The following is a 14,444-nucleotide window of genomic DNA, read 5'->3' as shown; positions in this document are numbered from 1 at the left end:
TACATGGACTTCCACGCGATCTTCCCGTACGACCTCGGCAAGGTGGACCCGGCCGTGAAGGCCACCGTGGACGGCAAGGTCAAGGCCGACCCCAACTGGGCGCCCATCTTCGAACAGCTCGCCCGCAACACCCCCGACCTGCTGCTCCAGGACCGGCACGCCTTCCAGGCCCGCTGGGACGCCCAGAAGGCCAACATCGTGGCCGGCGTCAACGGCCAGATCCCCGTCGACAAGGCACTGAAGACCGTCGACGACGCGGTCGGCCAGGCCCTCGGCAAGGAATGACGGACCGTGGCGAGGGGCGAGGGAGACCTGTGACGAGGACGACCGGGCTCCTCGCGCAGCACCCCCTCGGCGGTCCTGCCGCCGGGGGCGGCCAGGGCCGGACAGCGAAGACCACGTAGCCCCGGCGCGGGCGTTCCAGTGGCGCGCTGGCCGGCCGGCTGCCGGTGGCGCCCGCGCTCCCGGTGATCCTGGGCGCCGATCCTCCTCGGCGGACTCCAGCGCATCCCCGACCAGATCTACGAGGCCGCCGCCATCGACCGCGCCGGCCCCTGGCGGCAGCTCCGCTCGATCACCCTGCCGATGCTCAAGCCGGCCACCGCCGCCGTCCTCCTCCGGCGGCCCTTCGTCCGCGGACTCATCGGTGGTCCCGTCGAGGAGTAGGACCCACGCGCGCCCGGTCGTCGCACGGGTGAACCGGGGAGGACCGGCCCGGCCAGGTGCCAGAGACAGGCACCCGGTCGGGCCTGCGGCATTCGCGCGTCGGGCCTGCGGTGGTCGCCCCGGCCGCAGTCGGCTCGCCGATGGAGGGCGGCAGGAGTGCAAGGGGCTCACGGGCCTTCGATCCGGGTGGTTCGCTCGGCACGGGCGAACACGACGCCGGTCGGACGCACTGCGCCGCTGGCGGCGGCACGGGCACACGAGCGACCGGGCTCGGTGCCGGCGATCGGCGGCCCCGGGGCCCAGTGCGGAGGCGGCCCGATGCGGGCCGGCGGCACCGGTGTCCGCACCGAGGGCGGCGTCGAGGGCGGCGTCGAGGCCGAGTGACGCTCGGGCCCGTTCAAGGACCTTCAGGGCGCGGGCGGAGTTCGGTGACCCCTCGACGGCATCGATGCCGCGGGCGAACAGGGTGGGCGCACCCAGGGCGGCGCCGGGGCGTCGCCCCTCACCCTTGTCCCTCTCAAGGGCCGGGCTCCCGCCGGTACGAGAGCAGGGAACGGGCCGTCGGCTTGCACGAATTCCTCGGGGGCACGGAGAAACTGGGCCGGGGCAGAGATAGGTACACGTTCAATCAGCTCAGAAAGCGCACTCGACCTCGTGCACGGCCTGCGAGCCGATGTGGGCGCGGACCGCGTCCGCGGCCGCGACCGGATCGCGCCGGCGCAGCGCGTCCACGATCACGTCGTGCTCGGCGACCACGGAGCGCCAGTCCCGGTCGCCCATCGGTACGGTGATGCGGTAGCGGCGGATGGTGAGCAGCAGTTGGCCGGTGAGGTCGTGCAGGACGCGGTAGCCCGCACTCCGGGCCAGGGTCCGGTGGAAGCGGGAGTTCAGCTCGGCCATCTTCTCCAGCGTGCCCGCGGCCAGCGCGTCGTGCATCGCCCGCTGGATGCTTTCGAGTTCGGCGAGCCGGGCGTCGTCCATCCGCTCGGCCGCGAGCTGGGCGACCAGCGCCTCGATGGCCTCGCGGGCGAGGAAGACGCCTCGCATCTCGGCGACGTCGATCGGGGTCACGGTGATGCCCGCGTGCATCCGCGAGACCAGCAGACCGTCCGACTCCAGCCGCTTCACCGCCTCGCGGATGGGGATCTTGCTGATGCCGAACCGGCGGGCCAGCTCGTCCATGTTGATCCGCTCGCCGGGTCGCAGACCCCCCTGGGCGATGGCGTTGTACAGGCTCTCGTAAACGAGGTCGGCCTTGCTCTTCACGGCGGGGATGCGCTCCGCCCAGCTGGTTCGGTCCATTCGTTCATAGTATGCGATATCCCGATGATCGGAGCCTTTCCCCAGAGGTGAATTCCTCATCTCGGCCCGGGGCTTCATCCAGTTCGCCCCGGATGTATCGTCTCCAGGATTCGTGTACCGAATTCGATAAGCCTTCATTCGGCAGCCGCGAAGCCCGCGCGCACGCGGCCCTACGGCGCCTGCGGCCGGCAGCAAAAAGGCGCGCGCCTGAAACGTCGAGGCGGCGAATCGGGCTTCGCCGGCGGGTGCGGGTGCGGCGAACGTCTCCCGGCCAGGTCCGGCCGGGAGACGTTCTTCACCATGCGTGCCGTGGCGCGTCGGGTTCGGGTGCGGGCCCGGAGTCCGATCGACCGCGGCGGAAACGGCTCGACCTACGGGCGCGGCCGGTCAGGGGGTGCGGACCCAGAACTCGATCGACCGCGGTGGGACGGTGATGGTGAGGGTGGGTCCGGTGAGCGTGGGGATGTCCTGGTTGTTGGTGGCCGGGCCGTAGCGGTGGCCCTGGAAGGAGGCGGCCGTCTGGGTATTGACGGTGTAGGTGAACGGCTGGGTGGCGGAGCGGTTGGTGATGACGAAGACCGGCTTGCCCTCCGGGGTCTTCCACGCCATGATCCGCTGGTCGCCGAGTTCCGCGGATTCGTCGACGTGGTAGCGCACCGAGTTCCACGGCATGTACTTCACGAACCCGGCGACGGCGTTCCAGTTCTGGGGGTTCCAGGTCCAGTGGCCGACCGGGAGGTCGGGGAAGTGGTTGGCGCTGAAGTCGGTGTCGCTCGGGGGGCGCCAGAAGCCGAGGGAGTAGCCGGGCGATTCGGCGTTGGTGGTGGGCTTGAGGGCGTGCAGCCAGAACCAGGTGGGGGAGTTCTGGAAGGTCATCCAGTTCATGATCGACTGGGCGGTGTTGATCGTTCTGTCGTCACTGGTCAAGTTGTCGAGGTACTCGAACTCGTTGTTGAAGACGGGCCTTCCGAGCGCTCCCGAGGTGTAGTCCCTCCCGAGCGGCTTCTTGCTCGGCATCTGCTCGTTGCTCGGCGAGCCGACGCGGTGGAAGGTCCAGGCGTCGACGTAGGACAGGGCCACGGGGTCGGCGGCGACGGCCTTGCCCCAGGGGCTCTCCCAGCCGTCCCGGCTGTCGGCGTGGATCATCGCTCGGGGGTAGCGGGCCTTGACCTTGGGTGCGACGGCCTTGAACGTCTTGAGGTACCCCTCGGGCGTGTACTGGCACGTGGAGTACGTGTTCTCCGCGTCCGGCTCGTTCTGCAGGCCCCACATGGAGATGGGAACACCGCGTGCCGAGAGGTAGTCGAGGTCGCCGACCATGGCGTCGCCCAACTGGTCGAGGAACGCCGGCTCGACGGACGCGAGACTGCCTCTGACGTAGGAGTTGTTGCTCTTCCAGCCGGGCGCGGGTGACCAGTACTCGGCCGCCACGCCCTCCATGCGACTGCTGTTGATCATGTCGGCGAGCAGGGCGGTCTGGCCGGGGTAGCGGTCGATGATGTGCTTGCCCGTGGGATCGAGACCGCGGTGGTAGAGCCCGAGCGCGAGCCGGCAGTAGCGGAAGCCCCGGTCGGTGCGGCCGCCCATGACCAACTGCTGGTAGAAGCGGGTCCGTTCGGCCGGCGTCAGGTCGTAGGGCACGCCGGAGACGGTGGCCGGCAGGCCGTTGTTGCCCGAGCCGATCGAGTCCGACTGGATCTCGAAGCCGAGGCCGAGGATGGTCTGCTTGCGCGCCTGGTCGAAGCGGATGGTGTAGGCGCCGGCCGTGGCGGCCGTGGCGGTGGAGAGGTTGAGCAGCGGGGTGATGGCCGCTCCGGCGCCTGCGACGGCCGCTCCGCGCAGGACGGAGCGGCGGCTGATGCCGTGAGGCTCGGGTCTGGTCATGTTCTGTCTCCGTGGGGGATGAGGGTGGGGGTGGAGGTGGCCTGCCGCCGTGGGGCGCGGGCGAGACCGCCTCCGGCAGGGGTGATGCCGGCACGGACAGTGGGTGCGAAGCTCGGGCGGGCGGTGCTTCGGCGACATGGGGCAACGGGCGCGGATCGGGGTCCGCGCCGGAGGGGCTTCGGGGCGTGACGGTGCTCGGGCCCGCTGATTCAGTAGACCGGCTGCCGGGAGTCAGGCTGTGGTGGCGGGCGCGAAGGTGTCCGCCGGGAGATGGCGGCGGATCCGCTGCGCGATGGTGTCATGCGCGCGTCTCTTGTGGGACGGGCCGCGGCTGGATCGACCCCGGGGTACGTGCGGGAGCAGGGAGAGGCCGGTCGCGATCCGGCTCTACACCCGCCCCCCCGAACGGCGCGTCGAAACTTCGGCGCGACATCCGGAGTCGTGCGTGAAATATATTCGATATACGAAAAGAGCACCAGGTGTGTTGCCGTTTCATTTCCGCTGGTCGAGGTCGATCCAGCGGGCGATGCGGTCCAGCTCGTGGGGCGGTACCCGTCTCTGAGGGCCCACCGGAGGCCCAGCCGGCCGAAGATGGCCGTGGCCGCTCGTAGGTCCGGGGTACTGGTCCGGCCGGTCCGGTGGGAGAGCGGCGCCGTGACACGAGCGCCGAGGTACTCCGGTGGGGAGGTCGCCGACACGCCCCGACATCCGGGCCCGTCGGTGGGCCCGGATGCCGCGGCGTCCGCGAAGGGGTGACGGGGCCCTCTCGGGTCAGTCGCCGATCTCGATGGCGATGTCGTCGAGGACGAAGCTGGTCCTGAGGCTGAAGTCCTCGGTCCCCTTGAACATCAGGGTCACGGTCTGCCCGGCGTAGGCCGAGAGGTCGACGCTCCGCCGGGTGTAGCCGTCGGCCCGGTCGAGGTTCGAGTGGGCCGCCAGTTGGGTGCCGTTGACCGTGACGGTGAGCCGGTCGAAGGCGACGGCGCTCGTGTCCTCGTCCGAGTCGACGTGCAGCCAGTACCCGAGGCTCGCCCGGCAGCCCGCCGGGACGGTGACCGTCTGGGCGAGGGTGTCCGTGCGGGAGGATCCGTACCCGTTCAGCCAGGCCTTCCACGCGCCGTCGTGGGCGGCCTGGCTCGGGTCGGCGTCCACCACTCCGGAGGTGGCCGTCCAGGGCGCCGCCGTGCCGCTCTCGAAGCCGGCGTTCCCGAGCAGTCGGGCGGAGGGACACGGGCCGGTGCCGTCGGTGACGGCCCAGGTGAACCGGGTGTCGGCGGTCGCGCCCGAGGCGAACGTCGCGGTCACGGTCACCGTCGTGGACCCGGCGTCGGTGGGTGTGCCGGCGATCCTGCCGGTGCCGGCGTCGATCGCCAGCCCGGCCGGCAGGCCCTCGGCCGAGAAGGTGGGCTCACCGGCAGCAGTGGGGGCCGCGATCAGGAGTTCGGCCGGCGTCCCGACCGCGGTGACCTGGTCGCCCGGGTGGGTGACCACGGGCGTGGTGGGGAGGACGGCTCCCACGTTGACGGCGGCCCAGGCCGCCCCGACGGTGGCGTACGCCGCGCTGTTCGCGCCGTAGAGCTCGGCGGCGGCCCGGAGGGTGGCCGTGCGGGCCCCGGCGAAGTCGGTGGTGGAGGTCATGTGGACGGTCAGCGCGCGGTACCAGATGGCGGCCGCCTCGTCCCGGCCGATGCCGGTGACGGTGATGCCGCCCCGGGTGGGCGAGTCGTAGTGGACACCGTTAATGTCCTTCGCGCCGCTGCCCTCGGCGAGGAGGTAGAAGAAGTGGTTGGCGACCCCGGAGGAGTTGTGGACGTCCAATCGGCCGATGCCCCGGTACCAGGAGTCGGGCGATTCGCCGTCCTTGGAGGGCTTGTCCATGTGCCGCAGGGGGGAGCCGTTGCCGAAGAGGTCGAGCTTCTCGCCGATGAGGTAGTCGGGGGTGTCGGCGGCGAGGTCGGCGTGGAATTCCACCATGGAGCCGAGGATGTCGCTGGTGGCCTCGTTCAGGGCGCCGGACTCGCCGGAGTAGACGAGGTCGGCCGTGACGGACGTGACGCCGTGGGTCATCTCGTGGCCGGCGACGTCGATGCTGGTCAGCGGGTGGGTGTCGCCGTCGCCGTCGCCGAACGTCATGCAGAAGCAGCTGTCGTCCCAGAACGCGTTCACGTACCCGCTGCCGTAGTGCACACGGCTGAGGGCGCCGACCCCGTCGCCGCCGATCCCCGCGCGGCCGAAGGTGTCCTTGTAGTAGTCCCAGGTGGCTCCGACGCCGAAGTGGGCGTCGACCGCCGCCGACTCGCGGTTGCCCGGTGTGCCGTCGCCCCAGCCGTCCTCGGTGGGCCGGGTGAACACGGACCCGGCTCCGGAGCGCTGGTTGCCCAGGTCCGTGGTGTAGCTTCCGCCGCGGGCGCCGTCCCGGAGCTCGTACCCCGATCCGCTCGCCGTGGTGCCCACCGCGACCTCTCCGACGTGGACGCCGTGACCGGTACCGGTCTGCACGCCCTCGAAGGTCCTGAGCGCCGCACCGTCGGCCGCGTCGGCGATCACGTGCAGCTTGCTCGGGCCGCCGTCGGCGGCGGATCCGGCGAGCACGGTTTCCCAGGCGAGGCGGGGCACGCCGTCCGCCGCCCAGACCACCAGCCGCGGCGCGCGGCCGACCGGGGCGCCCGGCCGGGAGTCGAGTGCCGCCGTCTGCGCCGCCGCGGCGTCGATCGCGGGCGTGCTGCCGAGGCCGGCCAACGACGCGGTCGAGGCGCGGTCGACATCCTTCAGCGCCCCGTCGGCACGCTGGTGCACCACCAGGTCGCCGCCGAGGACGGGCAGTCCGGCATAGGTGCGTTCGTAGCGCAGGTGCCGGGTGCCGTCCGCGTCGTGGACGACGTCCTTGGCGACCAGCTTCTCCTGCCCGGTGAGCCCCAGGCTCCGGGCGAAGTCGACTCCCTGGCGGTCCGCGGCCGCCAGCGCGGCCGACCGGTCGGCGGCGGGCCGCACCGGGGCGACGGAGGGCGACGGGGCGGTGGACGGCACCGGGGCGGACATGGCGGGGGCGGCGCACACCGAGGTACCGGTCACCAGCAGCGCGGTGGTGACGGCGAGCGGGACGAGCCGGTGCAGGGGAACGGAACGGGACACGGAATCTCCTTTGCCTGCCGGCCTTCGACGGCCGGCTGCTGAGTCCACGCCGCGGAAGGCGGCGCGTGGGGACGGTCGGCACTCGGTGCGGGGACACCGGAGCGGGCCGCCGGGGCTCCAGGCGGTCTGGGAGGTACAGGAGGAGCTGCCGCACCGCGGAAGCCCTTCGATTGATGACATGCACATGACATAAATGGGGGCGCACGTCACCCTGGCGGAAGGCGCGAGACACTTTCATCGAGGCTCGCGCAATGCCGCTTTCCCGCAACCCACTTGAGGAAGAGGCCACCTGAAGCCTAGCTGAAGCGCCGTGGAATCATGTTTGACTGTGCTTGATTTCATTGTTTTCTGTTGGCAATTTCGGCCATCCCGACGCCCGACACACCTCCGGCGAACGCGCCGGTGAGCGGCCGTCACGCCGGGGCCCGCAGCGGCGCGGACCGGTTCACCTGGCAGGACGTCGGCCGCTGCCGCATACGGCATCGACCGGATCCGCACGCCTTCGCCCCCCTCGTCGCCGCGGTCACGGCGCCCCGCGGGCCGGACGGTCGGGTGGACCGGGCGACCCGCGCCGGTGTTCACGGCGACCATCCGCCGGCCGCGCCGCCGTCGTCGGACCCGCAGCCGTCGGCCGCTCCCGGACCGAGCTCCCCTGTTCCCGGACGCTCCCGGAGCCACTGTTCGGTGCTGTTGACGTGCAGCAGCACCGCCGCCTCCCTGAGGGAGGCGGCACGGGTCAGGTCCCGCAGAGCAGGGCGCCGGTCCTGATCAGCTCACGGACCTCTTCTACGGCCCTGTCCGTCAGCGACACTCCGTGCCTCTCCCCCGGCCCTGTTCCAGGGGCACGTCCGACCTGATGAGGCCCCGGGCGCGGAGGTCGCTCCAGAGTCCTTCGGGCGTGTTCCTGCCGTGGAGTTCCACGTTCCGTACGACCTGTTCCGGGTTCCGCATACCGAGGGTGACGTTGATGACCTGGGAATGGGTCAGCGGGAAGGCGATCGCCGCCGCGGGCAGCGTGGTGCCGTGAGCCTCGCATACCTCCGCGATCGCACGGGCCCGGGCGACGAGGTCACGAGAGGCCTCCCGGTAGTCGTACCTCATTCCCTCGACGGGCCAGTCCCGGGAGAGCAGACCCGAGTTGAACACGCCCACCGCCACGACGCTCTTGCCGAGGTCCCGGGCGGCGGGCAGGACGTCGTCCAGGGCGGACTGGTCGAGCAGGCTGTAGCGCCCGGCGAGCATCACGACGTCGGCGGCGGTCTCGCGCAGGAAGCGGGCGAGCATGGCCGACTGGTTCATGCCCGCGCCGATCGCACCGATCACGCCCTGGTCGCGCAGTTCCGCGAGCGCGGGCATGGCCTCCTCGGCCGCCTGCCGCCAGTGGTCGTCCGGGTCGTGCAGGTACACGACGTCCAGCCGGTCCAGGCCGGTGCGCTCCAGCGTGTCCTCGACGGACCGGAGCACTCCGTCGCGGCTGAAGTCCCACTGCCGGCGCAGGTCGTCCGGCACGGCGAAGCCCTCGGGGTCGATGCCCTGCGGATCCTCGTTGGGCACGAGCAGCCGGCCCACCTTCGAGGAGACGACGTACTCGTCGCGGGGCCGGCCCCGCAGGGCGTCGCCGAGGCGGCGCTCGGAGAGGCCGAGGCCGTAGTGCGGTGCGGTGTCGAAGTACCGCACGCCGGCGTCCCACGCGGTGTCGACGGCGGCTGTCGCGACGTCGGCCGGGGTGATGCGGTAGAGGTTGCCGATGACGGAGGCTCCGAAGCCCAGCTCGGTGAGGGGGATGGAGGTGCTCTGGATGTTCCGCTGCTGCACGTCGTGCTCCTGGAGTAGGGGTGTGGGGGGTGTCCGTCAGCGGCTGACGTGGGCCGACCCGCCCGCGACGAGTGCCTCGACCTCGGCGAGGGTGGCCATGGAGACGTCTCCGGGCGTGGTCATGGTGAGGGCCCCGTGGGCGGTGCCGTAGGCCAGGGCGCGCTCCAGGCCGGTGCCGCCGAGCAGTCCGTGGATCAGGCCGGCCGCGAAGCCGTCGCCGGAGCCGATGCGGTCGAGGACGTGCAGTCCGGGCATGCGGTGCCCGGCGACGAAGCCGGTCTCCGCCGACCAGGCGGCCGACGACCAGTCGTTGACCCCGGCCGAGGGCACGTCACGCAGGGTCGTCGCCAGCACTTTCGCCCCGGGCAGCAGACCGGCGACCTCCGCGAGGGCTCCGGCGACCTCGTCGGCCCCGACGCGGGTCTGCCCCGGGTGCGCGCCGGCCAGGCCCAGGGCGCCGACCACGACGTCGGCGTGCCGGGCGAGCCGCAGGTCCACCTCTCGGGCCCGGACGGCGCCGCCCCGGCCGGCCCAGAGGCTGGCGCGGTAGTTGGGGTCGTAGGAGGTCGTGACACCGTGTCGGCGGGCCGCGGCCATGGCCTCGTCGGCGACGTCGGCGGTGGTGTCCGACAGACCGGCGAAGACGCCGCCGGTGTGGAACCAGCGCACCCCGGCCGAGAAGACGGCGTCCCAGTCCACGTCGCCCTTGCCCCACTGCGAGACGGCCGTGTGCGCGCGGTCGCTGACGCCGAGCGCGCCGCGGATGCCGTACCCCCGCTCGACGAAGTTCAGCCCGTTGCGTGCCGTGTGGTGCCCCACGCCGCCGTCGGGCGTCCACCGGATCATCGAGGTGTCGACGCCTCCCTGGAGGATCAGGTCCTCGACGAGGCGGCCCACCGCGTTGTCCACGAGCGCCGTGACGACGGCCGTGCGGAGGCCGAAGCAGCGGCGCAGGCCGCGTACGACGTTGTACTCGCCGCCGCCCTCCCAGACCCGGAACGAGCGGGCGGTGCGGATCCGGCCCTCACCCGGGTCGAAGCGCAGCATCACCTCGCCGAGAGCGACGACCTCCGGGCCGCTTCCCGTACACCTCGCCGCGGCCGGCGCGGATTCCGGTCCGGTGCCGCTCATCTGCCGAGCCATCCGCCGTCGACGGGCAGAACGGTGCCGTGGACGTAGGCGGCGGCGTCCGAGGCCAGGAACACGACGGCGCCGGCGAGGTCGTCGGCGCTGCCCCAGCGGCCGGCGGGGATGCGCTCCAGGATGGCCTTGCTGCGCGCCGGGTCGTCCTGGAGTGCCCGGGTGTTGTCGGTGGCGATGTAGCCGGGCGCGACGGCGTTGACGTTGACGCCGCGCGAGGCCCACTCGTTGGCCAGCGCCTTGGTCAGGCCGGCGACGCCGTGCTTGGCCGCGGTGTAGCCGGGGACGGTGATGCCGCCCTGGAAGCTCAGCAGCGACGCCGTGAAGACGATCTTCCCCCGGCCGCGTGCCGCCATCGTCGCGCCCACGGCCCTGGTCAGCGCGAACTGCGCGGTCAGGTTGACCTGGAGCACCAGGTCCCAGTCGTCGTCGGTGTGTTCGGCGGCGGGGGCGCGGCGGATCGTGCCCGCGTTGTTGACCAGGATGTCCACCGGCCGTTCGCGACCGGCGAGGTCCGCGCCCAGGGCGCGGACGGCTTCGGGGTCGGCGAAGTCGGTGCGGATCGCCTCGAACGTGCGGCCGGCGGCGATCACGTCCTCCTCCACCGCGCTGCCGGACTCCTCCAACGAGGCGCTGACGCCGATGACGTCCGCCCCCACTTCGGCGAGCGCACGGGCCACGGCCCGGCCGATGCCGCGCCGCGCTCCCGTGACGACGGCGAGCCTCCCGGTGAGGTCGAAGGGCGTCATGCGGCGTCTCCCCGGTCGTTGTCGGTGCCTTCCACGGTGGTGCCGTCCACGGCGGTGCCTTCCACGGCCGTGCAGTCCACCAGGATCTTCATCACGTCGCCGCCGCCCTCCAGGGCCTCGAACGCGGCGGGTGCCCGGGTGAGCGGTACGACCTTGCTGATCAGCCGCTCGGCCGGGATCGTACCCTCGGCGACGAGGGTGACCGCCCTCTCGAAGTCGGAGCGGTCGTACAACCGGGCTCCCACCAGGGTGAGTTCGCGCCAGAAGAAGCGGTGCAGGTTCACCTCGCGGGGTCGGGGGTGGATGGCCACCAGGCACAGCCGTCCGCGCGCGCCCAGTACGTCGACCGCCGTGTCGACGCCGCCTGCCGCGCCGGACACCTCGAACGCGACGTCCGCCCCCGCGTCACCGGTCCACTGCCGGACCAGCGCCGGCAGGTCGTCGTCGGCGGGGTTCCAGGTGGTCAGACCCAACTCCTCGGCGAGCAGGCGACGGTGGGTGCTCGGCTCGACGACCCGGACCTCGGCGCCCGCCGCCCGCGCGACCAGGGCGATGAGGACGCCGACGGGTCCGCCGCCGACCACGACGGCCTTCTCGCCCGCCCGGACGCCGGCCCGTGCGACGTCGTGCACGGCCACCGCGGTGGGTTCGACGAGCGCGGCGCGGTCCAGGGGCAGGGAGTCCGGGAGCCGGACCAGGGTGGAGGCGGGCACCGTCCAGCGCTGCTGCAGCGCGCCCGGGGAGTCGATGCCGATGAAGTCGAGGTGCTGGCAAATGTGCTGGTGACCGGCCCGGCAGGCCGGACAGGTGTCGTCCCAGCGCAGCGGCATCACGGTGACCGCGTCACCGGGCCGCCAGCCCTCCACGTCCGGGCCGACGCGTACGACGCGGCCGGACATCTCGTGTCCGAGGACGGCGGGCGCGACCACGCGGGCGTCCATGTCGCCGTGGAAGATGTGCAGGTCGGTGCCGCAGATGCCGACGTAGGCGGGCGCCAGCAGCACCTCCCCGGGACCGGGCTCGGGGGTCTCGGCGGGTGCCGTGTCGAGGGTTCGTGCGGCCAGGTAGCGGACTGCGAGTGTCATCGTGGTTTCAGTGTCCCTTCAGCGCGGACGCCGATGGTGAGCAGCAGGTTGGCGTAGGTGCGGGTGTCGGCGGTGACGACGGCGAGGGCCAGGTCCCGCGAGCGGGCGGCCTCGTAGAAGGCGGCGCGGTCGAGTGCCGTGACCGTTCGGGGTGCCAGCACGGAGCGGTACTCGGCGAGGGCCGGCGGCTCCGGTTCGCCCGCGGGCGGCACCATCACGTGGGCCGACTCGACGGGCAGCGCGCGCAGCAGGACGTCCAGCACGGTGGTCACGTCGAGCAGGCCCGGGGCCAGGTTGAGGTGGACGGTCCTGGCGCGCTCGCCGGTGGCGGTGCTGGCGGGGTAGTGGCCGTCGGCGAGCAGGACGCGGGCGCCGTGGCCGGCGCCGGCGAGGGATTCGAGGATCCCTGGGTGCAGCAGCTCGTTCAGGAGCACGGGCGTGGACCTTCCGTCGTTGCGGACAGCCGGTAGAAGGAGGTCGCCGTACCGGAGAGCACGGCCTGCTTCTCGCTCTCGGAGCAGTCGTCGAGCAGTTCCTCGACGGTGGCGGCCCAGCGGTTCCAGCCGCCGGCGAGGACGCACACCGGCCAGTCGGAGCCGAACATCAGCCGGTCGGCGCCGAAGGCGTCCAGCAGGACGTCCCAGACCGGCCGGACGTCCTCGATCGTCCAGGTCCGGTGGTCGGCCTCCGTGATCAGCCCGGAGACCTTGCACCGCACGTGGGGGGATCCGGCCAGCGCGCGCAGCTTCGGCTCCCAGTCGGACAGCGCGCGGCCGACGGGCGGCTTGCCGGCGTGGTCCAGGACCAGGGGCAGGTCGGGGAGGCGCCGGGCGAGTCGGATCGCCTGGGGGAGCTGGTCGCTGCGGATGAGGGCGTCGTAGCCGAGCCCGCTGTCCCGGACGGCCCGCAGGCCCCGTTCGACGGTGTGGCGTTGCAGCCACTCGGGGTCGTCCTCGCCCTGCACGACGTGCCGCAGGGCCCGCAGGTGCCCGCCTCCGGGTCCGGAGCGCAGGTCGTCGAGCACGTCGCCGATCGCGGGTGAGGTGAGGTCCGCCCAACCGACGACGGCGCCGATCAGCGGGTCCTGTTCGGCGAGGGCCAGCAGCTCCCGCGTCTCGGCGACGGACGTCACGCACTGCACGAGCACGGTGCTTGTCAGCCGCCGCCCGGAGATCGTCCGGGTCGCGGTCCGTCGCAGGTCGTCGACCGTGTGCGTTCGGCGGATCGGCTCGTGGCCGGGCTCGTCCAGCCAGGGCTGCGGCCGGCGGTCCAGGTCCCACACGTGGTGGTGGGCGTCGATCAGGGGCGGCGGCTCAGACACGGGCGGACCAGACCGGGCCGTCGGGGTAGGCGTACTCCTTGAGGGACTCGGCGTGCATCTGCGCGCCCAGCCCGGGACGCGCGGGTGCGAGGTAGTGGCCGTCGGTGATGCGGACCGGGTCGACGAAGTGCTCGTGCAGGTGGTCGACGTACTCGATGACCCGGTCCTCGACCGTGCCGGAGACGGCGACGTAGTCGAACATCGACAGGTGCTGCACCATCTCGCAGAGGCCGACACCACCGGCGTGCGGGCAGACCGGGACGCCGAACTTGGCGGCGAGCAGCAGGATCGCGATGTTCTCGTTGACGCCGCCGACCCGTGCGGCGTCGATCTGCACGATGTCCACCGCGCCGGCCTGGAGGAGCTGCTTGAAGACGACCCGGTTGGCGATGTGCTCGCCGGTGGCGACCTTGACCGGACCGACGGCGCTGCGGACGGCGGCGTGGCCGAGGATGTCGTCGGGCGAGGTGGGCTCCTCGATCCAGTACGGCCGGTAGGGGGCCAGGGCGCTCATCCAGTCGATCGCGGCCTGGACGTCCCACCGCTGGTTGGCGTCCACCGCGATGCGGATGCCGTCGCCGACCGCCTCACGGGCGGTGCGCAGGCGCCGTACGTCGTCCTCCAGGGAGGCGCCGACCTTGAGCTTGATCTGGGTGAAGCCGTCGGCGACGGCCTCGCGGGCGAGGCGGGCCAGCTTCTCGTCGGAGTATCCGAGCCAGCCCGGCGTGGTGGTGTAGGCGGGGTAGCCCCGGTCGAGCAGCCGGCCGATGCGCTGTTCGCGACCGGGTTCGGCGCGTCGCAGGATCTCCAGGGCCTCCTCGGGGGTGAGCGCGTCGCTGAGCCAGCGGAAGTCGATCTGCGCGACCAGCTCCTCCGGCGACATCTCGCCCAGGAACCGCCAGACGGGCTTGTCGACGCGCTTGGCCGCGAGGTCCCAGGCGGCGTTGACGACGGCGCCGACGGCCATGTGGATGGCGCCCTTCTCCGGGCCCAGCCAGCGCAGCTGGGGGTCGTGGACGAGGGAGCGGGAGAAGGCTCCGAGGTCGGCGCAGACCTCGTCGACGGACAGGCCGACCACGTGCGGGGCGAGGGCCGCGATGGCGGCGGCCTGCACGTCGTTGCCGCGCCCCGTGGTGAAGGCCAGGGCGTGGCCCTCCAGTTCGTCGGCGGCGTCGGTGCGCAGGACGACGTAGGCGGCCGAGTAGTCCGGCTCGGGGTTCATCGCGTCCGAGCCGTCGAGGTGCTCGGAGGTGGGGAAGCGCACGTCCAGGACGTCGAGGGCGGTGATGCGGGCGGATTCCGGGGAGGCGGGCAGGGGGGATGACATGGCGACAACTCCTGTGTGGGCAG

At 72.3% G+C, this 14,444-nt stretch carries 13 protein-coding genes; 2 read left to right on the top strand and 11 right to left on the bottom strand.

What is annotated here, in order from left to right:
* Positions 1–285 (top strand): hypothetical protein (locus tag PUR61_RS18335; RefSeq protein ID WP_329879980.1); only part of this gene is annotated, 285 nt, incomplete at its 5' end.
* Between the two features lie 198 nt (positions 286–483).
* Entirely contained in the window at positions 484–666 is a 183-nt protein-coding gene (locus tag PUR61_RS18330; RefSeq protein WP_443034573.1) for an ABC transporter permease subunit, read from the top strand.
* Positions 667–1,299: 633 nt separating this feature from the next.
* On the opposite strand, the gene PUR61_RS18325 is transcribed toward PUR61_RS18330, so the two are convergent.
* The 11 genes from PUR61_RS18325 to PUR61_RS18275 all read right to left on the bottom strand — a co-directional run bounded on the left by PUR61_RS18325 (position 1,300) and on the right by PUR61_RS18275 (position 14,421).
* A complete protein-coding gene (locus PUR61_RS18325; RefSeq protein WP_329879979.1) occupies positions 1,300–1,968 on the bottom strand; it encodes a GntR family transcriptional regulator in 669 nt (222 codons plus the stop codon).
* Between the two features lie 387 nt (positions 1,969–2,355).
* Positions 2,356–3,852, bottom strand: a complete 1,497-nt coding sequence (locus PUR61_RS18320; RefSeq protein WP_329879978.1) for a hypothetical protein — start codon at positions 3,850–3,852, stop codon at positions 2,356–2,358.
* 771 nt (positions 3,853–4,623) lie between these two features.
* Complete coding sequence (locus PUR61_RS18315) at positions 4,624–6,984, bottom strand: M4 family metallopeptidase (RefSeq protein ID WP_329879976.1); 2,361 nt, start codon at positions 6,982–6,984, stop codon at positions 4,624–4,626.
* A 578-nt stretch (positions 6,985–7,562) separates the two neighbouring features.
* Complete coding sequence (locus PUR61_RS18310; RefSeq protein WP_329879975.1) at positions 7,563–7,691, bottom strand: hypothetical protein; 129 nt, start codon at positions 7,689–7,691, stop codon at positions 7,563–7,565.
* Between the two features lie 94 nt (positions 7,692–7,785).
* Entirely contained in the window at positions 7,786–8,799 is a 1,014-nt protein-coding gene (locus PUR61_RS18305; protein ID WP_329879973.1) for an aldo/keto reductase, read from the bottom strand.
* A gap of 36 nt (positions 8,800–8,835) precedes the next feature.
* A complete protein-coding gene (locus PUR61_RS18300) occupies positions 8,836–9,930 on the bottom strand; it encodes a sugar kinase (RefSeq protein ID WP_329879972.1) in 1,095 nt (364 codons plus the stop codon).
* Positions 9,927–10,688, bottom strand: coding sequence for an SDR family oxidoreductase (locus PUR61_RS18295; RefSeq protein WP_329879971.1), 762 nt, complete (start codon positions 10,686–10,688; stop codon positions 9,927–9,929). The genes PUR61_RS18300 and PUR61_RS18295 overlap by 4 nt, the downstream gene beginning before the upstream one ends.
* Positions 10,685–11,773 carry a zinc-dependent alcohol dehydrogenase gene (locus PUR61_RS18290; protein WP_329879970.1) on the bottom strand — a complete coding sequence of 363 codons (1,089 nt, stop codon included), beginning with the start codon at positions 11,771–11,773 and terminating at the stop codon, positions 10,685–10,687. Before PUR61_RS18290 ends, PUR61_RS18295 begins: the two co-directional genes overlap by 4 nt.
* A complete protein-coding gene (locus tag PUR61_RS18285; protein ID WP_329879968.1) occupies positions 11,770–12,207 on the bottom strand; it encodes an RbsD/FucU domain-containing protein in 438 nt (145 codons plus the stop codon). The genes PUR61_RS18290 and PUR61_RS18285 overlap by 4 nt, the downstream gene beginning before the upstream one ends.
* Entirely contained in the window at positions 12,198–13,094 is an 897-nt protein-coding gene (locus PUR61_RS18280) for an amidohydrolase family protein (protein ID WP_329879967.1), read from the bottom strand. The genes PUR61_RS18285 and PUR61_RS18280 overlap by 10 nt, the downstream gene beginning before the upstream one ends.
* Positions 13,087–14,421 (bottom strand): enolase C-terminal domain-like protein, encoded by a 1,335-nt coding sequence (locus PUR61_RS18275; protein WP_329879966.1) that lies wholly within the window; start codon positions 14,419–14,421, stop codon positions 13,087–13,089. The genes PUR61_RS18280 and PUR61_RS18275 overlap by 8 nt, the downstream gene beginning before the upstream one ends.
* Between the last annotated feature and the right edge of the window lie 23 nt (positions 14,422–14,444).

Source organism: Streptomyces sp. BE20 (assembly GCF_036322525.1).
Classification (GTDB): Bacteria; Actinomycetota; Actinomycetes; order Streptomycetales; family Streptomycetaceae; genus Kitasatospora.
Note: the sequence above shows the minus strand (reverse complement) of the source record. Positions and strands in the feature narration are given on the sequence as shown.